Below are 23,726 nucleotides of genomic sequence, written 5' to 3' on the forward strand. Positions count from 1 at the left end.
TGATAAAGACTGTTCTTCGGACGGTACCCCAGCATTGTCACCCGAAGCCGCAGGGGACTGCTGGCAATCCCGCCCACGCATGCTCCAACGGCGGGAAACCCGCTGGGGTTCCCGATCGTCCTACAAGGACTGAGCCGCCCTCAGGAAGAGGACGCTCAGCCGCCGTAGACGTGAGGCGCGAGCGTACCGACGAACGGGAGGTTGCGGTACTTCTCGGCATAGTCCAGGCCGTAGCCGATGACGAACTCGTTCGGGATGTCGAAGCCGACCCACTCGACGTCGATCGCGACCTTGGCCGCGTCCGGCTTGCGCAGCAGCGTGCACACCTTGAGCGAGGCGGGCTCGCGCGAGCCGAGGTTGGAGATCAGCCAGGACAGGGTCAGCCCGGAGTCGATGATGTCCTCGACGATCAGGACGTGCTTGCCCTTGATGTCGGTGTCCAGGTCCTTGAGGATCCGCACCACGCCGGAGGACTGGGTGCCGGCGCCGTACGACGACACGGCCATCCAGTCCATGGTGACGGGGGTGGACAGCGCACGCGCGAGGTCCGCCATGACCATCACGGCACCCTTGAGCACTCCGACGATCAGCAGGTCCTTGCCCGCGTACTCCGCGTCGATCTTCGCGGCCAGCTCAGCCAGCTTCGCGTCGATCTCTTCCTTGGTGATGAGCACCGACTTGAGGTCGGTGCCCATGTCTTTCGCGTCCACCCGCATCACTTTCGGTCGTCCGTCCCACTTTTTTGGGCTCGTCACCTACAGGGCGCCATGTAACCGGCGACGGTCCCCTTCGGCACGCCCGCGCGGCCGTTCGGACCGCCCGCGCCCCGAGTCGAGGGGTCCCGGGGAGCCGCGTGAGCGGCCCCGGTGCGGGGTCCGGTTTCAGCCTTGCCGAATCACCAGTCTGCCACCCTGGCGCTGGGCGACGACTTTGCCCGGGAGATTGATGGCCCCCTGGCCGCGCCATCCGGTGATCAGCCGGTCGATCTCCTCGATGTGCCGGGCGAACAGCGAACCGGCCGGAGCGCCCGCCTCGATGGCCGCGCGGCGCAGGATCCGGCGGCGTACGGCGGGCGGCAGGGCGTAGAGCTTGGCGCACTCCAGGAGGCCGGCCGCGTCCCGTACGGACGCCTCCGCCTGACTGGCCCACGCGTCGAGCGCGTCGGCGTCGTCCCGGGAGAGCTGGGCCGTACGGGCGAGAGCCTCGACGACTCCTTTGCCGAGGGCCTTCTCGAGGGCGGGCAGACCCTCGTGGCGGAGCCGGGAGCGGGTGTAGGCCGGATCGGCGTTGTGCGGGTCGTCCCAGACGGGCAGCGACTGGACCATGCACGCCTTGCGGGCGGTCTGCCGGTCCAGGTGCAGGAAGGGACGGCGGTAGCGGCCGTCGGCCCCCGAGACCGCGGCCATTCCGGAGAGCGAGCGGATGCCGGAGCCGCGGGCGAGGCCGAGCAGGACCGTCTCGGCCTGGTCGTCACGGGTGTGGCCGAGGAGGATCGCGCTGGCGCCGTGGCGCTCGGCGGCGGAGTCCAGGGCGGCGTACCGGGCGTCACGGGCGGCGGCCTCGGGGCCTCCGTCGCGGCCGACGGTGACGGCGATCGACTCGGCCGGGGAGAGCCCGAGCTCGGTGAGGCGCACCACGACTTCGTCGGCGCGCAGCTCGGAGCCGGGCTGCAGACCGTGGTCGACGGTGATGCCACCGGCGCGGATGCCGAGTTTGGGGGCTTCGAAGGCGAGGGCGGAGGCGAGCGCCATGGAGTCGGCGCCGCCGGAGCAGGCGACGAGCACGAGCGGCGCCGGGGGGCGGCCCTCGCCCGGCCGGGGCCGGGAGCTCGCGTGGGCCTGGTCGTGCGCGGCGCGCGCGGGCGCGGCGACGCTGCGCCGCGTCCCGGGGGCGGGGACGCGTTCCGCGTCGGGCGCGCAGGGGCGCGCGGCACCGCGTGCGGGCGTGCGCCGGGTGTCGTGGGCGGGCGGTTGCTCGGTCAGGATGTCGTGGAGTACGCGGCGGACCGCCAGGCGTATCGCCGCGACCGCAGGATGGGGACCCATGTCCGGTTCCCTTCATGAAGTTTTCGGGGGGTTGGCCCCGGGGATCTGTCACTCAGAGTGTGTAGATGGTGACAGAACCGGGGCGTTCCCCGAGCATTGCACGCCTACCCATGCTCCACGGTCCCTCGGACGGGTGATAGCAGGAGCGTTTGCCTGCCATCGGCCGGATTCGTTTCACGACCGTCCCGTAGGGTTCACGACTCCGCCTTGCGGTGCACCCGCGCGACCCAGTCCGCCGGTTTGGCGATCTCCGCCTTGGTCGGGAGCGTGTTCGGAGAGGTCCACACACGGTTGAAGCCGTCCATGCCGACCTCCTCGACGACGGCCCGTACGAACCGCTCGCCGTCCCTGTACTGCCTGAGCTTGGCGTCCAGGCCCAGCAGTTTGCGCAGGGCCATGTCGAGACGGGAGGCGCCCTTGGCGCGGCGCTGCTGGAACTTCTCGCGGATCTCGGCGACGGAGGGGACCACGGCGGGTCCGACTCCGTCCATCACGAAGTCGGCGTGTCCCTCCAGGAGGGACATCACGGCGGTGAGCCGGCCGAGGATCTCGCGCTGGGCGGGTGTCTGCACGATTTCCACGAGGGAACGTCCGCCGTCGTCCTCCTCGGTGTCGGGGCGGGATCCGGAGAGCGACTGGGCGGCTTCCCTGATGCGCTCCAGGACGGTCATGGGGTCGACCTCGGTCTCCGCCAAGAACGACTGGATTTCGCCCTCCAGGTGGTCGCGCAGCCAGGGCACGGCCGAGAACTGGGTGCGGTGCGTCTCCTCGTGGAGGCACACCCACAGGCGGAAGTCGTGGGGCTGGACGTCGAGTTCGCGCTCCACGTGCACGATGTTCGGGGCGACCAGCAGAAGCCTGCCGCCGCCCTTGCCGGAGGCGGAGGGCGCCCCCGCGGGCAGGTCCCGGGTCGCGGGCGCGAACGTCTCGTACTGCCCGAGGACCCTCGACGACAGGAAGGACAGCAGCATGCCCAGTTCGACGCCGGTGACCTTGCCGCCGACGGCGCCGAGGACGGCTCCGCCCGGACTGCTCCCGCGCCGCTCCTGCATCTTGTCCAGCAGGGGCTTGAGGATCTCCCGGAACCCGGCGACGTTCGCCCGGACCCAGCCGGGGCGGTCGACGACGAGGACGGGGGTGTCGTGAAGGACGTCGTCACCCATCCGGGTGAAGCCCCTGACGTGTTCCTCCGAGGCCTTCGCGTGTCGGCGCAGCTCGGCGACGATGGCCCTGGCCTCGTCGCGGCTCACCTCCGGGCCCGGCCGCACGAGCCGTGTCGCGGTCGCCACCGCGAGATTCCAGTCGACCATCCCAGTAGATGCAGCACCACCGATGCTCGTCATGCGTCAACCGTACGTGAGCGGGTCCGGCTGCGGTGAGGGTCCGACACCGTCCGTGTCCCGGCCGAGGGGCCGATGGTGCCTCTGGTTCACACGGGCAGGGAGGGGCCGGGTCCCGGCCTCCGGGGACCGGAGAGGGACCGGGTCCCGGTCCGGTCGGCCCGGCCCCGGTCCTGTCGGCCGGCGGTCCTGTCGGCCCCCGTCCGGTCGGTGCTACCGGCAGCCGCACGCCACCAGTGCCGCCGCCGCGTGGTCCAACGCGGCCCGGGCTTCCAGGGGGTTCGGGGGATTGGCGGCGTCGGAGGTCAGGAAGGCGAAGGCCAGCAGGCGGCCGTCCTTGTCGACGACGGTGCCGGCGAGGGTGTTGACCCCGGTCAGTGTGCCCGTCTTCGCGCGGACGACCCCGGTGGCGGTGGGGGCGTCGGTGTACCGGGTACTGAGGGTGCCGGTGAAGCCGGCGACGGGCAGGCCGGTGAGGACCGGACGGAGCTCGGGGTGGGCCGGGTCGCCGGCCTTGGCCAGCAGGGCGGCGAGCAGGTCGGCGGAGAGCCGGTCGGCGCGGTTCAGGCCACTGCCGTCCGCGAACTGCGCCCCGGTCAGCGGCAGTCCGAGTTTCGCGAGCTGGGCACGGATCGCCTTCGCGTCGCCGCCGAAGCTCGCCTCCTCGCCGGACGCGAGGGCGACCTGGCGCGCCAGGGCCTCGGCGATGTCGTTGTCACTGTTGGTCAGCATCCGCTCGACCAGGGCGGACAGCGGCGGCGAGGAGACGGAGGCGAGGGCCAGGGAGCGGCTCGTCGCCTTCGAAGGGCCGGGCGCTGTCGCGGTGACGCCGTGGTCGTGCAGCAGGTCGGCGAACTTCCGCGCGGCGTCCGCGGCCGGGTCCGGGGCGCGCCCGACAGGCCCGCTGGTCGAGCGGTCCAGGCGGCCCTCGTCGGCCATGAGCGGGGTGACCGTCGCGATGTTGTCGTTGACTCCGATGGGGTGAAGGGCGGGGCCGGAGTACAACGAGGTGTCGTAGGAGAGCGTCACGTGGTCCATGTGACGGGCCTTCAGGGCGGTGGCCGTCTTCTCGGCGAGGGTGCCCAGGTCGGCCCAGCCGTCCGCGGGCTTGCGGGCGGTCAGCGTGGGGTCGCCGCCGCCGACGAGCACGACCTCCTTGGTGTCGGGCTCCAGGACCGTGCGCGTGTCGATGCGGTGGTCGGGCCCCAGCGCCGTGAGGGCGGCGACGGCGGTCGCGATCTTCGTGGTGGAGGCCGGCGTCTGGACCTGCTCGGCGCCCTTCCCGTAGAGCCGCTTGCCGGCCGCCACGTCGATCACGACGGCGGTACGCGACGAGCCGAGGACGGGGTTGGCCAGCAGCGGGTCGAGGACGTCCGCGAGTGCCTTCCCGGCGGGCGCGGGCCCGGCGCCCGCCTGGCCGCCGAGCCCGGTGAGGACGGAGGCGGCGCTGGGAGCGGGCCGGGGGGACGTTCGGTGAGTACCGGACGTACGTGCGTGATGTGTGCCACCCTCGGGCGTCCGCGATGCGGCCCAGTCCCGCTCGGCCGTACGCTGACCGGTGGAGTCCCAGGGACCGGCCACGGTCACCGCCCCGGCCGCGAGTGCCAGGCCGGCGGTCGCGGCAACGGCTGTGAGCTGCGGTGTCGTCAATCGCCCGGCACGCGGCCGCACGGCTCGGGTGAGCCGCGCCACACGCGGTCTCACCATCCGCGCGACCCGCACCACATGCGGTCTCGCGGCCCGCCAAGCCCTCAGCTCTGGCACGACCACCAGCCCCTTTCGCGATCACCCACCTGCGTGAGGGACACTTAATCACCAGAACTATGTGTTGATCATGGAGGAGCCACCGGTGGAGTTCGACGTCACGATCGAGATTCCGAAGGGTTCACGGAACAAGTACGAGGTGGACCACGAGACCGGTCGGATCCGTCTGGACCGTCGACTCTTCACCTCGACCAGCTACCCGGCCGACTACGGCTTCGTCGAGAACACCCTCGGCGAGGACGGCGACCCGCTGGACGCCCTGGTCATCCTGGACGAGCCGACCTTCCCGGGCTGCCTCATCCAGTGCCGCGCGATCGGCATGTTCCGTATGACGGACGAGGCCGGCGGCGACGACAAGCTGCTGTGCGTCCCGGCGCACGACCCGCGCGTGGAGCACCTGCGTGACATCCACCACGTGTCGGAGTTCGACCGCCTGGAGATCCAGCACTTCTTCGAGGTCTACAAGGACCTGGAGCCGGGCAAGTCCGTCGAGGGCGCCGACTGGGTCGGCCGTGCGGACGCCGAGGCCGAGATCGAGCGGTCCTACAAGCGCTTCAAGGACCAGGGCGGTCACTGACCCCCCTGCGGGCGGTCGCCGACCTCCCACTCTTCCGAACGGGCCGCGTCACCCCCAGGGGGTCACGCGGCCCGTTCGTGTGTCCGTACGCATACTGAGGCGTACGGAAGGCAAGAAGGACAACCACACAGACGGGAAAGGCGAGGCTGGAGTTGGTGGCGGACCCGGAAGCGGAAGACCGCAAGCCGCACTCGGACGAGGCGAGGAGTGCTTTCAGCCCGCCCACGGGTGTGGCGCCGCCGGGACCGGCGGCGGCCGACGACGAATCCTCGACGACATCGGAGTTCGCGCTCCCCCAGGGCCTCGACGCACCGCAGGCCGCCGGACCCGAGAACGAGGGCTCGGCGTTCAGCACGCCGCGCACGTACAGCGCCCGGCACGCGCCTCCCGCCTTCACGCCCGCGACCGGTGTCCCCGTGGTCAGCCTGACCAAGGACGCGCCGTGGCAGGACCGCATGCGCACGATGCTGCGCATGCCGGTGACCGAGCGGCCCGCGCCCGAGCCCGTGCACAAGGGGGACGAGTCGGGGCCCGCCGTCCCGCGTGTCCTCGACCTGACCCTGCGCATCGGCGAACTGCTCCTCGCGGGCGGCGAGGGCGCCGAGGACGTGGAGACGGCGATGTTCGCCGTGTGCCGCTCCTACGGCCTCGACCGCTGCGAGCCGACCGTCACCTTCACCCTGCTGTCGATCTCGCACCAGCCGTCGCTGGTCGACGACCCGGTGACGGCGTCCCGGACCGTGCGCCGCCGGGGCACCGACTACACGCGCCTGGCGGCCGTCTACCACCTCGTGGACGATCTGAGCGACCCGGAGACCGCGATCCCGCTGGAGGAGGCCTACCGGCGGCTCGCGGAGATGCGGCGCAACCGGCACCCGTACCCCGGCTGGGTACTGACGGCCTCCGGAGGGCTGCTGGCCGGCGCGGCCTCGGTGCTCGTCGGCGGTGACGCGATCGTGTTCGTCGCCGCCGCGCTCGGCGCGATGCTCGGCGACCGGCTGGCCTGGCTGTGCGCGGGACGCGGACTGCCGGAGTTCTACCAGTTCACGGCTGCCGCGATGCCGCCCGCCGCGATAGGGGTGGCGCTGACCGTGGCGCACGTCGACGTGAAGGCGTCCGCCGTGATCACCGGTGGGCTCTTCGCCCTGCTGCCGGGGCGGGCGCTCGTCGCCGGGGTGCAGGACGGACTGACCGGCTTCTACATCACCGCGTCCGCGCGGCTGCTCGAAGTCATGTACTTCTTCGTCGGCATCGTCGTCGGCGTCCTGGTGGTGCTCTACTTCGGCGTGAAACTGGGCGCGCAGCTCAACCCGGACGCGGCGCTGAACATCTCGGAGCGGCCGCTGCTCCAGATCGCCGCGTCGATGCTGCTGTCGCTCACCTTCGCGATCCTGCTCCAGCAGGAACGATCCACCGTCCTGGCGGTGACCCTCAACGGGGGTGTGGCCTGGTCGGTGTACGGGGCGATGCACTACGCGGGCGGGATATCGCCGGTGGCCTCCACGGCTGTCGCCGCGGGCCTGGTGGGCCTCTTCGGGCAGTTGCTCTCGCGCTACCGGTTCGCTTCCGCGCTGCCCTACACGACGGCCGCGATCGGGCCCCTGCTGCCCGGTTCGGCGACCTACTTCGGACTGCTGTCGATCGCGCAGAACAACGTCGACAAGGGACTGGTGTCGCTCACCAAGGCCGCGGCCCTCGCCATGGCCATCGCGATCGGCGTGAACCTGGGTTCGGAGATCTCGCGGCTGTTCCTGCGGCTGCCGGGCGGCTCCGCCGGCGGGCGGCGGGCCGCCAAGCGGACACGCGGGTTCTGAGGGCAGGTCCCGGCACCCCCCGGTCCAGGGAGCGCGGGGGTGCCTCAGTTCTGCGCGGGGCCCTGGCCGTACGGGTACTGGTCGGCGTCGTACTGAGGGCGGGGGTGGCCCTGGGGATGCTGCTGGGGGTGGGCCTGGCCCTGGTCGTAGCCCTGCTGGTAGCCCTGGTCGTACTGCTGCTGGTCGTAGCCGTAGCCCGCGTCCGAGCCGTACGGCTGCTGGGGCTGGGGCTGCTGGTACGGCTGCTGGGGCTGTCGGGGCTGGTGCTGGGACGGCTGCGGGTGCTGGGGCTGCTGGTACTGCTGCTGAGCCGGGTACGGGTCACCCTGGCGGCCGTAGCCCTGCCCCGGGTTCCCGTAGGGCGTGCCCTGACCCTGGTTTCCGTACGACTGGTCCTGGCCCTGGTGGCCGTACGACTGGTCCTGGCCCTGATGGCCGTACGACTGGTCCTGGCCCTGATGGCCGTACGACTGACCGTGGCCCTGGTCGCCGTACGGACGGGCCTGGTTCCGGCCGCCGTACGGGGAGTCCTGGCCCTCGTGGACCGGCGGCACGCGCAGCGGCCTGGTCGCGTCGTCCATGGCGGGCGCGGCGGGGCGGGTGCGGGCGGCCTCGGACGGGGCCGGGAAGGGCTCCTGGAAGTCCTGGAACTCCTGCTGTTCCTCGGGCCGCTGCGGCGGGTTCTTCTTGGCCTGGGAACGGGCGCGCAGGAACTCGACGATGATCGGGACGACCGAGACGAGCACGATCAGGATCAGGATCAGTTCGATGTGCTTGTTGACGAACTCGATCTTGCCGAGCCAGGAGCCGAGCAGCGTGACGCCCGCGCCCCATAGGACGCCGCCGATCACGTTGAAGGTGAAGAACGGGCGGTACCGCATGCCGCTGACGCCCGCGATGATCGGCGTGAACGTGCGCACGACGGGCACGAAGCGGGCCAGCACCAGGGACTTGGGGCCGTATTTCTCGAAGAACTCGTTGGCCTTCACCACGTTCTCCTGCTTGAACAGGCGGGAGTTCGGGCGGGTGAACAGCGAGGGACCGACCTTCTTGCCGAAGAGGTAGCCCGCCTGGTCGCCGAGGATCGCCGCGAGACAGATCAGCGGGACCGCCGCCCACAGCGGGAAGTCCATGGCGCCCGTGGCGATCAGCAGACCGCAGGTGAACAGCAGCGAGTCACCCGGCAGGAAGAAGCCGATGAGCAGGCCGGACTCGGCGAAGACCACCAGCAGCAGGCCCCAGATGCCGAAATTGTCCAGGAGCGTGTTCGGATCCAGCCAGCTGGGACCGAGGGCAAGCGTCATCACGGGTCCGGGCTCCTGAGGGGTGAAGGGAGGTACGGCGGTCCTGTACGGCCGGCCAAAGCTATCAACGCAATGTGTCGACGCCAGGTTCCACCCGTGACTCCAGGATGCACTGTGCGACGACCGGGACAAAGCTGTGGACCATGGGCATCGATGAATACGGCGGCGGCCAGAGTCCCCACGCGGACGTCCTGGTCGTGACGACGAACGACGTTCCCGGCCATCGCGTCGAGCAGGTCATCGGCGAGGTATTCGGCCTCACGGTCCGCTCACGCCATCTGGGCAGCCAGATCGGCGCGGGCCTGAAGTCCATGATCGGCGGTGAGCTCAAGGGACTCACCAAAACACTGGTGGAGACCCGGAACCAGGCCATGGAGCGGCTCGTCGAGCAGGCACGCTCGCGTGGTGCCAACGGCGTGCTCATGTTCCGCTTCGACGTCTCCGAGGCGGCGGACGTGGGCACGGAGGTCTGCGCCTACGGCACGGCCGTGGTCCTGGTGAAGGAGTAGGCACGGCCCGCGACGCCCGGCAGCGGTCGGGGGCACGCGTCGGCAATGGGTCCATCGGTAACGGCGTGCATCGGTAAGGACGTGCACCGGTAAGGACGTGCACCGGTAAGGGGCGCCCGCAGGGGCGGGCGCCCCTTACCGATCAGGCTTCCCCGGGGTGCCGGGCGGCGTTCGCCGTGATCGCGTCCCTCAGGTGTTCGGCCAGTCCCGGCCGCATGGAGTCGTAGAACGCCTTGAACCGTTCGTCCGCGACGTACATCTCACCGAGTCCCCGGTGGATCTCGTACGTGCAGGTGTAGAACCACCGGGTGATGTGCTGCCGGTGTTCCTCGGCCATGTCCATGGCCCGCGCGCCGTCCGGCCGCTCCCCGTCCGCCATCAGGGCGTCGTACCCCTCGCCCCAGGAGGCCACCTCGGCCTGCATGCGCTTCCAGTCGTCCTTGGTGTAGCCGGCGGTGCGGCGCTGCGACTCGGCGTACGTCTCCGTGCCGCCCCAGCGGCGTTCGGCCTCCTCCGCGTGCTCCTCGGGGTCCTTGTCGCCGAAGACCTCGAACTTCTCCTCGGGCGTGAGGTTGATGCCCATCGTGCGTGCCTCCATGGCGTGCTCCACGGCCGCGGCCATCTTCTGCAGCTTCTCGATCCGGGCGGTCAGCAACTCGTGCTGGCGGCGCAGATGCGCGCGCGGGTCCGCTTCCGGGTCGTCGAGCAGGGCGGCGACCTCGTCGAGCGGGAAGCCGAGCTCCCGGTAGAACAGGATCTGCTGCAGTCGGTCGAGATCGGCGTCGCCATAGCGCCGGTGGCCCGCGTGACTGCGTTCGCCCGGCGCGAGCAGACCGATCTCGTCGTAGTGGTGCAGCGTGCGCACCGTGACTCCGGCGAATCCGGCGACCTGGCCCACTGAGTAGCCCACTTTCCGCTCCTTCCTCGGTACGCCCTTCACGATGGGGCCTGACGTGACGTGAGGTGCAAGCCCGAAGTGCCGGGTCCGGCCGGGCCGGTGGCGACGCTCGGGATGTTATGTCCGATTCGCACGCTTAGGGTGAGCCCGTGACCCACGAAGCGGCTCCCCCGGGACCGGCCCCCACCCGGGTGACGCCCGCACGGACGCTGCTGCCGCTGTTCCTTCCCGCCGTGGTCGTCGGCGCGGTCTCGAGCCTGCTGATCGTGGGCGTGAGCAAGCTCGCCGACCAGCTCAAGGACGTGCTGTGGACGGATCTGCCGGACGCGCTCGGCATCGGCGGATACTCCTCGCTCTGGATGATCGTCATGCTGACCACCACCGGCGTCCTGGTCGGTCTGGTGGTGTGGAAGGCGCCGGGGCACGCGGGACCCGATCCGGCCACGGTGGGGCTCCAGGCGGAGCCGATGGCCCCCTACATCCTTCCCGGGCTGCTGGTGGCGGCCGCGCTGATGCTGGCGGGCGGTCCGAGCCTCGGCCCCGAGAACCCGATCATCGCCACCAATGTCGCGCTGGCGTTCTGGGCGGGCCGCCGGTTCGCGCCCGCGGCACCCGGCGAGCTGTGGGTGATGCTGGCGGAGGCGGGCACCATCGGCGCCCTGTTCGGTACGCCCGTCGCGGCGGCGCTGGTCATCTCCGAGGCGCTCGCCGGCAGGCAGGTGCGGGGCATGCTGTGGGACAACCTCTTCGCGCCGCTGACGGCCGCCTCGGTGGGCTCGATCACGACGTCGCTGCTGGGGCACGCGAGTTTCGACCTGGGTCTGCCCCCGCTCGGGAGCCCGGGCTGGACCGATGTGCTGTCCGCGCTGATGGTCGCGTCCGCCGCGGCGGTGCTCGGCATGGCCGGGGTCTACGCCTTCCCTTACGTCCACAAGGCCTTCGGCCTTTTGCGCCATCCCATGGCGGCCCTCCCCGTCGGCGGGCTCGTCCTCGGCCTGCTGGGCTGTCTGGGCGGACCGCTGACACTGTTCAAGGGCCTGGACCAGGTCGCCGAGATCGCCCATGACCCGGCCGGCTGGTCGGCGGGCCGGTTCGCCCCTGATGGCCGTGGTGAAGCTGGCCGCGCTCGTCGTCGCGGCGTCCTGCGGCTTCCGCGGCGGCCGGATCTTCCCCGCCGTCTTCGTCGGCGCCTCGTTGGGTCTGTGCGCCCACGCTCTGGTGCCGGCGGTCGAGCCGTCGCTGGGACTGGCCGCGGGGGTTCTGGGCACGCTTCTCGCGACCACCCGGCAGGGCTGGGTGAGCCTGTTCACGGCCGCCGCCCTGGTGACCTCGCCGTCGATCATCGCCCTGCTCTGCATCGCCTCCCTGCCCGCCTGGCTGCTGGTGACCGGCCGCCCGCAGATGCAACTGCGCAAGGACGGAAGCGCGGTCCGGTGAACCGCCGGGGCGCCCTCATCCGATGAAGAAATGGGACGCCCGTCCCGCAGACCGTTGGGAGAAGCCCGTGCCGCTCCACCAGGGCCAGCAGAAGCCCGATGCCCATCCCCACTCCGTCAACCCCTTCTACGGCGAGGCCAACCCGGTCAGCGGCATGGTCGAGGCACCGCCCAAGCATCGGCTCCCGGACGGCCCGCTGCCGCCGACGACCGCGCTCCAGCTCGTCCACGACGAGCTCATGCTGGACGGGAACTCCCGGCTCAACCTCGCCACCTTCGTCACCACCTGGATGGAACCCCAGGCGGGCATGCTGATGGCGGAGTGCCGGGACAAGAACATGATCGACAAGGACGAGTACCCCCGGACGGCCGAACTGGAGCGGCGCTGTGTGTCGATGCTCGCCGCCCTGTGGAACGCGCCGGACCCGTCGGTCGCGGTGGGCTGTTCCACGACCGGGTCGAGCGAGGCGTGCATGCTCGCCGGCATGGCCCTGAAGCGGCGCTGGACCCTGCGCAACGCGGACCGCTACCCGGGCGTCCGGCCCAACCTCGTCATGGGCGTGAACGTCCAGGTGTGCTGGGAGAAGTTCTGCAACTTCTGGGAGGTCGAGGCCCGCCAGATCCCCATGGAGGGCGACCGGTTCCACCTCGACCCCGAGGCGGCGGCCGCGCTGTGCGACGAGAACACGATCGGGGTCGTCGGCATCCTGGGCTCCACCTTCGACGGGTCCTACGAACCGATCGAGGAGCTGTGCGCGGCGCTGGACCGGCTCCAGGAGCGCACCGGACTCGACATCCCGGTCCATGTCGACGGCGCGTCCGGCGCGATGATCGCGCCGTTCCTGGACGAGGACCTGGTCTGGGACTTCCGGCTGCCGAGGGTGTCGTCGATCAACACGTCGGGCCACAAGTACGGCCTGGTCTACCCCGGCGTCGGCTGGGCGCTGTGGCGGAGTGCGGCCGAGCTGCCGGAGGAACTGGTCTTCCGGGTGAACTATCTGGGCGGCGACATGCCGACCTTCGCGCTCAACTTCTCCCGCCCCGGCGCGCAGGTCGTCGCGCAGTACTACACCTTCCTGCGGCTGGGCCGGGAGGGCTACCGGGCCGTGCAGCAGACGACCCGGGACGTGGCGCGCTCCCTCGCCGAACGGGTGGACTGCCTGGGCGACTTCCGGCTCCTCACCCGAGGGGACGAACTGCCGGTGTTCGCCTTCACGACGGCGCCCGAGGTGAAGGCGTTCGACGTGTTCGACGTGTCCCGGAGAATGCGCGAGAAGGGCTGGCTGCTGCCCGCGTACACCTTCCCCGAGAACCGCGAGGACCTGTCCGTGCTGCGCGTGGTGTGCCGCAACGGCTTCTCGTCCGACCTCGCCGACCTCTTCATCGAGGACCTGACCCGGCTGCTGCCCGAACTGCGCCGCCAGACCCACCCGCTGACCCACGACAAGGAGGCGGAGACGAGTTTCCACCACTGAGGCCCGGCCCGGATCGCCCTCCGGGGCAGCCGGCTCCGGGCCGGGCCACCCGGGGCCGGAGTGCCCCGGGCAGCCCGATGGTCCAGTAGCCCGGCGGCCCAGCGGGCCGGCCTCGTGGCCTTTGCGTCAGCGGCTCAGGCGGGCGAAGCGCCGTACCGCCAGGGGGAAGAAGACCGCGAGCAGGGCCAGGGGCCACAGGATCGCGGGGCCGATGTGGCCCGGCTCACCGCCCGGTCCGCCGAGCAGTTCACGGACGGCCGTCGCCGTCTGGGACATGGGGTTCCAGCCGACCACCGTGCCCAGCCAGCCGGGCATGGAGTCGGGGGAGGCGAAGACGTTGGACAGGAAGCCGACGGGCCAGACCAGGATCTGCACAGCCTGCACCAGCTCCGGCTTCCCGGCCACCATCGCCAGATGGATGCCGATCCACAGCATGGCGAAGCGGAGGAGCAGGAGCAGTCCCATCGCTCCGAGGAACGTGCCGGGGGTGGTGTCGGGGCGCCAGCCGAGCGCGTACCCGACCCCGGTCAGCACGGCCAGGCTCACCGCCGACTGGACCATGTCGGCGGCCGAACGGCCCACGAGGACGGCCCCGTTGGCCATCGGAAGGGAGCGGAAGCGGTCGATGACGCCCTTGCCGAGGTCCTGGGTGACGGCCAGCATCGTGCCCTCCAGGCCGAAGGCCATGGTCAGGGCGAGCATGCCCGGCACTAGGTAGTCGACGTAGTCGCCCTCGACGTCCCGGCCGCCACCGACCAGATAGGCGAACATCAGGAGCAGCATCACGGGGAAGACCAGACCGACCGCCGCCTGGACGGGCTGCCGTGCCCAGCGGGCGAATTCACGGCGGGTCATCGTCCAGCAGTCGGAGAACAGCCGGGCTCCCGCGCCGGGTTCGCGCGGCCCACCGGGCCCTCCCGGCTGCCCGGATGCCCGGTCGTTCCCGTCGCGGACGGTGTCGTACGTCGTGCTCACACGGCCCCCTTGGTTCGCGATGTCTCCCCGGTGAGGTGCAAGAACACCTCGTCCAGCGTCGGGCGCCGCAGCGCGATGTCCTCCGCCTCGATCCCGGCCTCCTCCAGTGCGCGTACGGCCGCGGCGAGGGCCGCCATGCGGTCGGTGACGGGAGCGCTGAGCAGTCGGCGGTCCGCGTCGACCGAGACCCCCTCCCCCGCGAACGGCAACAGGGCCACGGCGGCGCCCAGCAGGCCCGCGTCGCGCAGCACCACGTCGATGCGGTCGCCGCCCGTCCGGGACTTCAGCTGGTCGGCCGTGCCGTCCGCGACGAGCCGTCCGCGGTCGACGACCGAGATGCGGTCGGCGAGCTGGTCCGCCTCCTCCAGGTACTGGGTGGTGAGCAGCACCGTCGTGCCGTCGCCCGCCAGGGAGCGCACCGCCGCCCACACCTCCGCCCGGCCGCGCGGGTCGAGCCCGGTCGTCGGCTCGTCCAGGAACAGGACCTCGGGGTCGGTGATGAGCGACGCGGCCAGGTCCAGGCGACGGCGCATGCCGCCGCTGTACGCGCGGACCGCCTTGCGGCCGGTGTCCGCGAGGCCGAAGCGCTCCAGGAGTTCGTCGGCCCGTGCCCGCGCGGCGCGGGAGCCCAGGTGGTGAAGGCGTCCGAACATCTCCAGGTTCTGCCGGCCGCCGAGCTCCTCGTCGAGCGCGGCGTGCTGGCCGAGCAGCCCGATGCGCGACCGCACCCGTCGGGCCTCGCGCACCACGTCGTGCCCGGCGACCTCCACCCGGCCGCCGTCCGGGCGCAGCAGCGTCGACAGGACCCTGACCAGGGTCGTCTTGCCCGCGCCGTTGGGGCCGAGCACCCCGTGCACCGTTCCGCGCCCGACCAGCAGGTCGAGTCCGTCCAGTGCGTGATGGTCCCCGTACCGCTTGCGTACGCCTTCGACGACGATCGCCCCGGTCATCCCGCTCCCTTCGCCCCGGCCCGCTTCCGAGCCGGTCTCCAGTCGGTCCTCCATGCCAGTAATCAAACTTGACTACCGACTCACGCCAACGGAGGGTAAGCCCGGCCGGGGCATTAGTCAAACTTGATGAGTGGAGATGCCGGCGCGGGTCAGCGCGCGTCCTCCGGGTGCCGCTCCCCCGTCGCGTACGGGTTCTCCTGGTCGTCGCGGAGGACCCCGACGAAGGGTTTGCCCTCTCCGGCGAAGGTGTAGGCGCCCCCCTCGACACGGGCGATCAGGCCCCGTGTCCACGCCGCGTCGGCGTCGGCAGAGTGGACCCAGAGGTCCATGATCTCGCCGATGTGCCCGAGCTGGGCGGGGCCGTCCTCGGGCACGTAGTGCTCGGTGACGGCCGTACGCCACTGCTCGATCCCGCGGATCCGCTCCTTCAGCAGGGCCACCGCCTCGTCCCTCGGCAGGTCGACGATGAAGCCGATGCCCGCCGAGCGGACGTCCATCTTCTGGTCGTACGACGTCAGGGACTCCCGCAGCAGCGCCAGGTACTCCTCGGTCCCCGCCTCCGTGATCTCGTACTCGGTGCGCGGCGGCCCCCCGGCGGTGGACGGCGCGATCTCGTGGGCGCGCAGCAGTCCCTGCTTGGCCATCTGCTTGAGCGCGTGGTAGATCGAGCCGGGCTTGGCGTTGGACCACTCGTGGGCGCCCCAGTACTCCAGGTCGTTGCGCACCTGATAGCCGTGGGCCCGCCCGTGCTGACGGACCGCGCCGAGCACGAGGAGACGGATCGCTGACATGCCGTCCAGCCTAGGGGTGCCGCGGTCAGCCCCAGGTGGAGCCCTGCTCCAGTGCCACGAGTTCGAAGGCCGTCTTGCCGTCCAGGGACTCGCGGATGATGTCCGCGTGTCCGGCGTGCCGGGCCGTCTCGCGGATCAGGTGGAGGGCCACCCAGCGCATCGAGACCCGGCCCTCGGGCGGGAACCAGGGGTCCGGCGGAAGCGCGAAGGTGTCGTCGAGGCTCGGCACCGAGCGCAGGAAGGCCTCCGTCTCGGCGGCGACCTTCTCCCAGTGGGCGAGCTGCGAGGCGACCGTCTCGCCGTCGGTGAGGACGAAGCACTCGTGCCAGTTCGACTCGTCCCGCTGCACGGCCGGCGGCTCACCCTTGGCCCGCGCGATCCAGCCCTGCTCGACCTCGGCGACATGCTTGAGCAGTCCGCCCAGGGACAGTTCACTGGCGCTCGGCCGGCTCGTGGCCTGCTCCTCCGTCAGCCCGAGGAGCGACCGGCGGATGCCGCCGCGCTGCTCCTCGATGAACGCGAGCAGCGCCCCGCACTCGTCGCCCCGCTCTTCCGCTCGCACATGCGTGACCATGACCGGCCGCCTTTCATCGGGTCCTTCCGACTGACACCGACGACGCTACGGACCCTTGCGGTCAGTTCCTGTCCGCAAGGGTCCGGGCGCGCTGAACGATCACGCGAAGGCGGCTCAGAAGGGGAAGCGGCTCCGCCCGTGCTGCACCGAGATCCACTTCGTCGTGGTGAAGGAGTCGACCGTCGTCTCGCCGTTCAGGCGGCCGATGCCGGAGTGCTTCTCGCCGCCGAAGGGGACGAGGGGCTCGTCGTGGACGGTGCCGTCGTTGACGTGGAACATGCCGGTGTCGATCTGCTTGGCGAAGTTCACGCCGCGCTCGATGTCAGCCGTGTGGACGGCGCCCGAGAGGCCGTACGGGGTGTCGTTGACGATCCGGACCGCCTCCTCCTCGCCGTCGAACGGGACGAGGAAGACGACCGGGCCGAAGACCTCCTGGCGCAGCAGGTCCGAGCCGGCGGGGACACCGGTCAGGACGGAGGGCTCGACCAGGTTGTCCGTGGTGGTGCCGTGGACCAGGGCGCTGGCGCCCTCGGTGATCGCCTGCTCGACGACGCCCGCCAGCGCGTCCGCCTGGGAGGAGTTGATGACCGGGCCGATGACCGTCTGCGGGTCCCTCGGGTCGCCGGTCTTCAGGGTCCTGACCTTGGCGACGAACTTCTCGGTGAACTCGGCCTCGATCGAGCGGTCCACGAGGACGCGGTTGGCTGCCATGCAGACCTGGCCCTGGTGGACGAAACGGCTGAAGACCGCCGCGTCGACCGCGTAGTCGATGTCCGCGTCCTCCAGGACCACCAGGGCGCTGTTGCCGCCCAGTTCGAGCACCGAGCGCTTGAAGTTCGCGGCGCAGACCGTGGCGACGTGCCGGCCGACCTTGTCGGAGCCGGTGAAGGAGATGACCTTCGGGACCGGGTGCTCGATGAAGGCGTCGCCGATCTCGGCGATGTCGGTGATGACGACGTTGAGGAGACCGCCGGGCAGGCCCGCCTCCTCGAAGATCTTCGCGACCAGCGAGCCGCCGGCGATCGGGGTGTTCTGGTGCGGCTTCAGGACCACGCCGTTGCCGAGCGCGAGCGCGGGGGCGACGGACTTGACCGACAGCAGGAAGGGGAAGTTGAAGGGGCTGATGACGCCGACGACACCGACCGGGACGCGGTAGAGGCGGTTCTCCTTGCCGTCGACCGGCGAGGGGATGATCTTCCCCTCGGGGCGCAGCGCGAGCTGGACCGACTCGCGCAGGAACTCCCGGACGAGGTGCAGCTCGAAGGCCGCCTTGAGACGGGTGCCGCCGAGCTCGGCGATGATCACATCGGTGATCTCCGCCTCGCGCTCGTCGATGACGGCGAGCGCCTTCTCGAAGACCGCGCGGCGCGCGTACGCGTTCGTCGCGCCCCACTTCTTCTGGGCGCGCTCGGCGGCACGGTAGGCGTCATCGACCTCTTCGACCGTGGCTATCGTGATCGACGCCAGCTTCTCGCCGTCGTACGGGTTGAAATCGATGATGTCCCAGGAGCCCGTTCCCGGGCGCCACTCGCCGTCGATGTACTGCTGGGCCAGGTCGGTGAAGTAGGACGACATGTGCTCCCTCAATCCCTGTGCTGCCGAGGCAGTCCTTGGCCCGGGTCAGCAGACATCCGATCACGGTCTGATCACATGTCATCGTACTTGTGTTTCAAGGGAGTTGAGGGAGACCGGAGAAGTCCGTGGCCACTCCCGGGTCTCGGGGAGTCAGGAGAGCTGGAGCAGCCCGCGCAGCAGATCACGGCTCTCGTCCGGCCCGGGGCTGTCCTGCTGGAGCTGCTTGAGCGCGCCCTCGTACTGGTTGACGTCCTCGCGCTTGTCCAGATAGAGCGCGCTGGTGAGCTGCTCCAGATAGACGACGTCCGACAGATCGGACTCGGGGAAGCTCAGGATGGTGAACGCGCCGCTCTCGCCCGAGTGTCCGCCGAAGCTGAACGGCATGACCTGGAGCCGCACGTTGGGCCGCTCGGAGACGTCGATCAGGTGCTGGAGCTGTCCGCGCATCACCTCGCGGTCGCCGTACGGGCGGCGCAGCGCGGCCTCGTCGAGGACGATGTGGAACTCGGGGGCGTTCTCGGAGACGAGGTACTTCTGGCGCTCCAGCCGCAGGGCCACGCGCCGGTCCACGTCGGCGGCGGAGGCGCCCTTCATCCCGCGCCGGACGACGGCGTGCGCGTACGCCTCGGTCTGGAGCAGGCCGTGCACGAACTGCACCTCGTACACCCGGATCAGGTGGGCCGCGCCCTCCAGACCGACATAGGTGGGGAACCAGCTCGGCAGGACGTCGGAGTAACTGTGCCACCAGCCCGCGACGTTGGCCTCCTTGGCGAGCGAGACCAGGGAGGTGCGCTCGGCCTCGTCCGTGATGCCGTAGAGCGTCAGCAGGTCCTCGACGTCCCGGGTCTTGAAGCTCACCCTTCCCAACTCCATACGGCTGATCTTCGATTCGGAGGCGCGGATCGAGTAGCCGGCCGCTTCACGGGTGATGCCACGCGCCTCACGCAGGCGCCGCAGATGTGACCCCAGCAGCATGCGCCGCACCACCGAGCCGCTCGACTCACCAGCGCTCACGTTCGTCAGCCTCCCCAACCGTCTTCCAGACGCCGCAGTCTGCCACTAAAACACTTCAAGCAGTACTCGTTCAGTTACGGAAACGGAAAGCGGCCAAAGCAGAGGCACAGGAAAGGATCAGTGAAGCGACGAGAACTGAGAATAAGGTGAAGGAAGAAATGAGCAAGAAGTAGGAGAGGAAGGTCCAATTCGGGCGCGTGCACGTGCATCTGCCCTTGCATCTGCTGTACGCATTCGGAACCATGGTCCCCGCGCCACCGCTGCATCGCAACGACCGCGAACACCCGGGAGTGCCTCGCATGGGGACGAATGGATCGACCATGCTCGAACCCTTACGGCAGGGACTTCCGCCTCTCGATCCCGCGGCCGTGTCCAGCGCCGCCTCGTGCGCCTTGCCCGCCCGCTACGAAGCGGTGCGCGAGGCCCGGCAGTTCACCCGCGGAACGTTGGACCAGTGGGAGATCGGCGACCGTTTCGACGATGTCTGTCTGGTCGTCTCCGAGCTCGTCACCAACGCCCTGCGGCACGCGCTGCCCGCGGACACGCCTCGCAAGGACGACCAAGGGCCGCCCGTACGGCTGCACTTGATGAGGTGGACCTCACGACTGGTGTGCGCGGTGCGCGACCCCAGCCACGAGAGTCCGGTCGCCGGCGACTCGGACGACTTCGCGGCGGAGTCGGGGCGCGGCCTCTTCCTGGTCGACTCGTTCTCGGACAGCTGGGGCTGGCACCCGCTCGCCGGAACGCTCAGCGGCAAGGTCGTATGGGCGCTGTTCCGGCTGGGAGCGCAGCCGGACACGACCGGGCTCTCCCCCGAATAGCAACCGCGGCGCCTTTTGGCGCCGCGGTTCTACGCGCGTTACGGAACGCAGAGTGAGGTTCACCCTCGGTTTACGCCGCCCGTACCCTCGCTCGTCGGCCTCCCGTGACCCATCCGTTCGGGACGGCTCATCTCGGGACAGCTCGGTTCGGGACAGCTCGGGATCACGGCCGTCAGCCCGCGATCAGGTGGTCGAACTCGCCGTCCTTGATGCCCAGGAGCATGGCTTCGATCTCGGCGCGCGTGTAGACGAGCGCGGGCCCCTCGGGGAACCGCGAGTTCCGCACGGCCACGTCACCGCCGGGCAGCCGCGCGAACTCCACGCAGGAACCCTGTGAGTTGCTGTGCCGGCTCTTCTGCCAGGCGACGCCGTCGAGCTCGGTGGCGGCCATGCCGTTGTACACGAATTCAGCCATACCGTCGTACACGTCATCCACGTCGAACACGTCGTGGTCCACAGGTCGCTCCCCGGTCGTGCAGTGGCTGAGGTGGCCATAGATGCAGTAGTCAACTGACTCGGATCATAGCTCTGTTCATGTGCAGATGCATGGGCAGATGCACGTGCACGCGGGGTGGTCCTGCGGTTACAGCTTTTACCGGCCCTTGACTACCGGTTGTCGTACGCCTGACTACGGTCCGCACCTCACCGGAGTGCGGTGCGGGCCCACATCCGGTCCAGCGCATTCCCCGGAGATCGCGTCACATGCGACCACCGGCCCCCCGTCCATGATCTACCGCGCCATCATCTGTGCGGGATCGTCCGGATCGGATCCCACGTGTATTAGGAAGAGACGCGTACCGCGCCCTTCCTGTTCCAATGTTCAGGTAATGGTCCAGTCCGCGAGCCGCCGCGCGTTCCCGTCGGCCCGGCGGACGGCCGGCATCCGCGCGGGCTCGACGGCGAGAACGCGCACGTCGACGGTGCCGGAGAGGTTCGCGTCGGGGCGCGGGACGGCGTCGGCGTGTATCGGTGCCCGACCTCGGCGGAAACTCCCGGACCCCGGCATCCGCCACCGCGCGAGCGGTACGGGCCCGGCGAGCGGGCACCGCGCGAGCGGTCGGGGCCTGGAGCGCGCACCGCGCGAGCCGTCCCGGCCCGGCGAGCGCCCGCCGGACCAGGGCGGGCGGATGCGGCGGGAACCGGGCGGCGCGCATGGTGGCCGGGTTCCCGGAGGGGGTCCCGGGTCCTCCTGATAGCTTGCTGCGATCGTCCGGGCGACCCGCATCCATCCCACCCTTGGGGGCTTCAGTGACTACGGCGACCTTCCCGTCCCGCCACGCGCGTATCGCGGCCGCGGCCGCGGGACTGGCGGCGGCGGCCGTGCTGACCGGCTGCAGCAGCGGAAGCGACGACTCCGGGGAGCCGTCGGCGACCCCGAGCGCCTCCGCGACGGACGGCGCCGGTACGGGCGGCGGTTCCGGGAGCACGTCCGCGGCGAGCGGCAAGCTCCAGGGGAGCTGGCTCACGACCGCGGACGGCAAGGCCGTGGTGCTCATGATCAACGGCAAGCAGGCCGGCCTCTTCGCGACGGGCGGCACGGTGTGCAGCGGCACCTCGTCCGACGAGGCGAGCATGCAGATGATCCGCCTGGCCTGCACGGACGGCAGCAAGAAGCGCGCCGTCGGCATGGTCGACTCCGTCAGCGGTACGACGCTGACGGTCACCTGGCAGGGCGGCGTCGGCAAGGAGACGTACACCAAGAGCCAGGGCGGAAAGCTGCCCACGGGTCTGCCGACGGCGAGCCTCGGTTCCTGACCGCCGGGTCAGCCGCGATCACTCGGCCGCCGACCCCCGGGATAGCGTCGGCCATCCCGACAAGGTGGGAACGTCCGCGGACAATATCGGGCGATACCGGTCCCGTGCGGGTGAACGACGAGGGGTGCGCAACCTCGGTGGACCCGGGTGGGTGATGATCCATGCACATCGTCACGACTCCCAGGGGAACCCATGCGCGCTCTGCCCATCGCCGTCACCGTCCTCGCGGCGGCCCTCGCCCTGACCTCATGCGACGGCGGCTCCGGCAGTACCGGCAGTTCCGAGAAGTCCGGTGCCACGGCCGGCTCGGCGAAGAAGGCGACCGTCGCGGCCTGCGCGATCGGTGACACCGCGATCCAGGTCGGCCCCGCGAACGCCGCCACGGCCGCCGGGGACACGGGCAACATCCCCGTCACCCTCACGAACAAGGGCGCCGGGTGCGCCCTCAAGGGCTTCCCCGGACTCACCGTGGAAGCGGGCGGCACCTCCGCGGACATCGAAGGGGACGAGTCCGCGGCGCCGGAGCCGCTGACCCTCGCCAAGGGCGACACCGCGACCTTCACCATCACGTACGTACGAGGCGCGGAGGGCGACGCCAAGACCCTCGCCGCGAAGACGCTGAAGATCGCCCTGCCCGGCGCCGACACCACGCAGAGCTTCCCGTGGTCGTACGGCCCGGTCGCCGGGAAGGGTTCGGCGAGCGAGCCGAACGCCTCCGTGACGCCGTTCCAGCACGCGGGCGACTGACGTACGCACGCCTTGGCAGGCACCTGCCGACGACCGTCTCCCCCGCGCGGGAGGACGCGCCCCGCGGACGACCTCGGCCGTACGCGGGAGCGCGCGGCCCCGCCGACCACCTGCCGTACGCGGGAGCGCGCGGCCTCGTCGGCGGCCATGACTGGGCCCTAAGGGAGCGGGCGTCTGCCCTGGACCTGGGCACGGTCAGCTGCCGCGTAGCCCTCGTGCCATCCGGCCTCGTCGGTGATCCCGCGCATCCGGGTCGTCCGTGTCTCCGGGAACATCTGGTCCAGGTGTTCCGTGACGGCCACGTCACGGGCCGCCAGGACCGGCAGCAGCGCCCCCTCCGCCTCCGCGGCAGTCACCTGCTCCTCGGCGACCGCCGCGAGCCGGTCGCCGATCCGGTGCGCGTACGCGGCCAGGAACGACTGCCGGAAGGTCTTCGTACGCTTGCGGCCGCCCGCCCGCTGCGCCGCCTCCGCCTTCGTCATCGCCGCCGTGGCCTGCACGAGGAGCGAGGTGTAGAGGAGCTCGACCGCCTCCAGGTCGGGTTCGAAGCCGACGACGGTCGAGAAGCAGAGGTCGTCGTTCCACACGGCCCGGCACCGGTTCGCCCCCGCGACGGCGTCAAGGAGCACCGCCTTGGCCGTCTCGTACGGCGACTCGACGCCGATACGGCAGGCGCCCGGCGCGTCCTTCGTGTGGGTCCGGGCCGCGAGCAGCGCCTCGTCGATGGTGTGCCGCGCCATCAGCTCCTGCGCCTTGGCGCTCAGTGCCTCCGCCTCCTCCGGGAACCCGGTCGCCTCCGCCTTCGCGAGGAGGGCGCGGATGCGGGTGAGCATGCGGGTCTCCTGCGGGGCACCGGCCGTCACCGGCGCCCGGGGCGGGTCCAGCGGCTCGATGGAGGGCAGGCGCAGCAGCAGACGGTAGAGCTCCAGGGTCGCGGTGGCGCGCGAGAAGCGGTCGGTCCGGACCTCGTGGGGTTCGGCCCCCAGCTCGTCGAGCTGGGCCGCCCAACGTGCGCCCCGGGGCTCGCGATCGCCCTCCCGCTCCTTGAGGATCGAGATGATCACCAGGTGTACGTGTACGTCGTCCAGGTCGCGTCGCACGATCCGTACGACATCGGCGGGCTGCCAACCACGCCGCCAGGCCGCCGCGACGAACTCCTCACCGCGCCGGGCGAGTTCGGCGTCGGAGGCCGGATCGGCGGCGAGCGTGGAGGCTCCGGTGTCGAGTGCCGTGTCGGTGTCGGCGTAGAGGGCTGCCGCGAAGGCGCGCTCCACGGTGCTGGACGTACTCATCCCACGATCGTGTCACGGGCGGACCGGGGGCCGGTGTCCGCCTCGGCGTCGCGGCCGCCGACTCGTCCAC

The 23,726-nt window shown here is 70.8% G+C and carries 21 protein-coding genes and 1 pseudogene; 8 read left to right on the forward strand and 14 right to left on the reverse strand.

Annotated features, from left to right (window positions below; all coding sequences use genetic code 11):
- Positions 1-155: 155 nt before the first annotated feature.
- The 4 genes from hpt to dacB form a co-directional block, all read right to left on the reverse strand.
- Positions 156-716, reverse strand: a complete 561-nt coding sequence (hpt, locus tag ACIQ7M_RS35580) for a hypoxanthine phosphoribosyltransferase (protein WP_037625953.1) — start codon at positions 714-716, stop codon at positions 156-158.
- Between the two features lie 165 nt (positions 717-881).
- Positions 882-2,045: a tRNA lysidine(34) synthetase TilS gene (tilS, locus tag ACIQ7M_RS35585; protein WP_355766532.1), complete on the reverse strand. Its 1,164-nt coding sequence runs from the start codon at positions 2,043-2,045 to the stop codon at positions 882-884.
- Positions 2,046-2,239: 194 nt separating this feature from the next.
- A complete protein-coding gene (locus ACIQ7M_RS35590) occupies positions 2,240-3,388 on the reverse strand; it encodes a zinc-dependent metalloprotease (RefSeq protein WP_355766535.1) in 1,149 nt (382 codons plus the stop codon).
- Positions 3,389-3,598: 210 nt separating this feature from the next.
- A complete protein-coding gene (gene dacB, locus ACIQ7M_RS35595; protein WP_403651928.1) occupies positions 3,599-5,155 on the reverse strand; it encodes a D-alanyl-D-alanine carboxypeptidase/D-alanyl-D-alanine-endopeptidase in 1,557 nt (518 codons plus the stop codon).
- 79 nt (positions 5,156-5,234) lie between these two features.
- On the opposite strand from dacB, the gene ACIQ7M_RS35600 reads away from it, so the two are divergent.
- The gene (locus ACIQ7M_RS35600; protein ID WP_037625961.1) at positions 5,235-5,726 is read left to right on the forward strand and encodes an inorganic diphosphatase; all 492 of its coding nucleotides are present in this window, start codon (positions 5,235-5,237) and stop codon (positions 5,724-5,726) included.
- Between the two features lie 155 nt (positions 5,727-5,881).
- Positions 5,882-7,540 carry a threonine/serine exporter family protein gene (locus ACIQ7M_RS35605; RefSeq protein WP_403651932.1) on the forward strand — a complete coding sequence of 553 codons (1,659 nt, stop codon included), beginning with the start codon at positions 5,882-5,884 and terminating at the stop codon, positions 7,538-7,540.
- A gap of 44 nt (positions 7,541-7,584) precedes the next feature.
- On the opposite strand, the gene ACIQ7M_RS35610 is transcribed toward ACIQ7M_RS35605, so the two are convergent.
- Positions 7,585-8,847, reverse strand: a complete 1,263-nt coding sequence (locus ACIQ7M_RS35610) for a DedA family protein (RefSeq protein ID WP_403651935.1) — start codon at positions 8,845-8,847, stop codon at positions 7,585-7,587.
- A 140-nt stretch (positions 8,848-8,987) separates the two neighbouring features.
- On the opposite strand from ACIQ7M_RS35610, the gene ACIQ7M_RS35615 reads away from it, so the two are divergent.
- Entirely contained in the window at positions 8,988-9,353 is a 366-nt protein-coding gene (locus ACIQ7M_RS35615; protein WP_355766546.1) for a YbjQ family protein, read from the forward strand.
- Positions 9,354-9,495: 142 nt separating this feature from the next.
- On the opposite strand, the gene ACIQ7M_RS35620 is transcribed toward ACIQ7M_RS35615, so the two are convergent.
- Entirely contained in the window at positions 9,496-10,263 is a 768-nt protein-coding gene (locus ACIQ7M_RS35620) for a MerR family transcriptional regulator (protein WP_403651938.1), read from the reverse strand.
- Between the two features lie 137 nt (positions 10,264-10,400).
- Between ACIQ7M_RS35620 and ACIQ7M_RS35625 the strand changes: the two are divergent.
- Both ACIQ7M_RS35625 and ACIQ7M_RS35630 read left to right on the forward strand, forming a co-directional pair.
- Positions 10,401-11,688 (forward strand): annotated as a pseudogene (locus tag ACIQ7M_RS35625) (ion channel protein).
- 67 nt (positions 11,689-11,755) lie between these two features.
- On the forward strand, positions 11,756-13,162 hold the full coding sequence (locus ACIQ7M_RS35630) for a glutamate decarboxylase (protein ID WP_355766554.1): 1,407 nt from the start codon (positions 11,756-11,758) through the stop codon (positions 13,160-13,162).
- Positions 13,163-13,288: 126 nt separating this feature from the next.
- Here ACIQ7M_RS35630 and ACIQ7M_RS35635 read toward each other — a convergent pair whose 3' ends face one another.
- The 6 genes from ACIQ7M_RS35635 to ACIQ7M_RS35660 form a co-directional block, all read right to left on the reverse strand.
- Positions 13,289-14,017, reverse strand: coding sequence for an ABC transporter permease (locus tag ACIQ7M_RS35635; protein ID WP_389838631.1), 729 nt, complete (start codon positions 14,015-14,017; stop codon positions 13,289-13,291).
- A 116-nt stretch (positions 14,018-14,133) separates the two neighbouring features.
- Positions 14,134-15,087 carry an ATP-binding cassette domain-containing protein gene (locus ACIQ7M_RS35640; protein ID WP_403652056.1) on the reverse strand — a complete coding sequence of 318 codons (954 nt, stop codon included), beginning with the start codon at positions 15,085-15,087 and terminating at the stop codon, positions 14,134-14,136.
- A gap of 149 nt (positions 15,088-15,236) precedes the next feature.
- Positions 15,237-15,878 carry a PadR family transcriptional regulator gene (locus tag ACIQ7M_RS35645; RefSeq protein ID WP_403651942.1) on the reverse strand — a complete coding sequence of 214 codons (642 nt, stop codon included), beginning with the start codon at positions 15,876-15,878 and terminating at the stop codon, positions 15,237-15,239.
- A 25-nt stretch (positions 15,879-15,903) separates the two neighbouring features.
- Positions 15,904-16,452 carry a DinB family protein gene (locus ACIQ7M_RS35650; RefSeq protein ID WP_403651945.1) on the reverse strand — a complete coding sequence of 183 codons (549 nt, stop codon included), beginning with the start codon at positions 16,450-16,452 and terminating at the stop codon, positions 15,904-15,906.
- 114 nt (positions 16,453-16,566) lie between these two features.
- On the reverse strand, positions 16,567-18,027 hold the full coding sequence (locus ACIQ7M_RS35655) for an aldehyde dehydrogenase family protein (protein ID WP_403651948.1): 1,461 nt from the start codon (positions 18,025-18,027) through the stop codon (positions 16,567-16,569).
- 150 nt (positions 18,028-18,177) lie between these two features.
- Positions 18,178-19,002 (reverse strand): helix-turn-helix transcriptional regulator, encoded by an 825-nt coding sequence (locus ACIQ7M_RS35660; protein WP_355766589.1) that lies wholly within the window; start codon positions 19,000-19,002, stop codon positions 18,178-18,180.
- 338 nt (positions 19,003-19,340) lie between these two features.
- On the opposite strand from ACIQ7M_RS35660, the gene ACIQ7M_RS35665 reads away from it, so the two are divergent.
- The gene (locus ACIQ7M_RS35665; protein ID WP_386980533.1) at positions 19,341-19,862 is read left to right on the forward strand and encodes an ATP-binding protein; all 522 of its coding nucleotides are present in this window, start codon (positions 19,341-19,343) and stop codon (positions 19,860-19,862) included.
- A 172-nt stretch (positions 19,863-20,034) separates the two neighbouring features.
- Here ACIQ7M_RS35665 and ACIQ7M_RS35670 read toward each other — a convergent pair whose 3' ends face one another.
- Positions 20,035-20,319 carry a DUF397 domain-containing protein gene (locus ACIQ7M_RS35670; protein ID WP_037625978.1) on the reverse strand — a complete coding sequence of 95 codons (285 nt, stop codon included), beginning with the start codon at positions 20,317-20,319 and terminating at the stop codon, positions 20,035-20,037.
- Between the two features lie 791 nt (positions 20,320-21,110).
- On the opposite strand from ACIQ7M_RS35670, the gene ACIQ7M_RS35675 reads away from it, so the two are divergent.
- Positions 21,111-21,617, forward strand: coding sequence for a hypothetical protein (locus tag ACIQ7M_RS35675; protein WP_355766568.1), 507 nt, complete (start codon positions 21,111-21,113; stop codon positions 21,615-21,617).
- 192 nt (positions 21,618-21,809) lie between these two features.
- Positions 21,810-22,364, forward strand: coding sequence for a DUF4232 domain-containing protein (locus tag ACIQ7M_RS35680; RefSeq protein WP_355766571.1), 555 nt, complete (start codon positions 21,810-21,812; stop codon positions 22,362-22,364).
- A gap of 158 nt (positions 22,365-22,522) precedes the next feature.
- Here the strand turns inward: ACIQ7M_RS35680 and ACIQ7M_RS35685 are convergent, their stop codons facing one another.
- Positions 22,523-23,656, reverse strand: coding sequence for a DUF2786 domain-containing protein (locus ACIQ7M_RS35685; RefSeq protein WP_403651953.1), 1,134 nt, complete (start codon positions 23,654-23,656; stop codon positions 22,523-22,525).
- Positions 23,657-23,726 lie beyond the last annotated feature (70 nt).

The organism is Streptomyces sp. NPDC096324, assembly GCF_044763015.1.
Classification (GTDB): Bacteria; Actinomycetota; Actinomycetes; order Streptomycetales; family Streptomycetaceae; genus Streptomyces.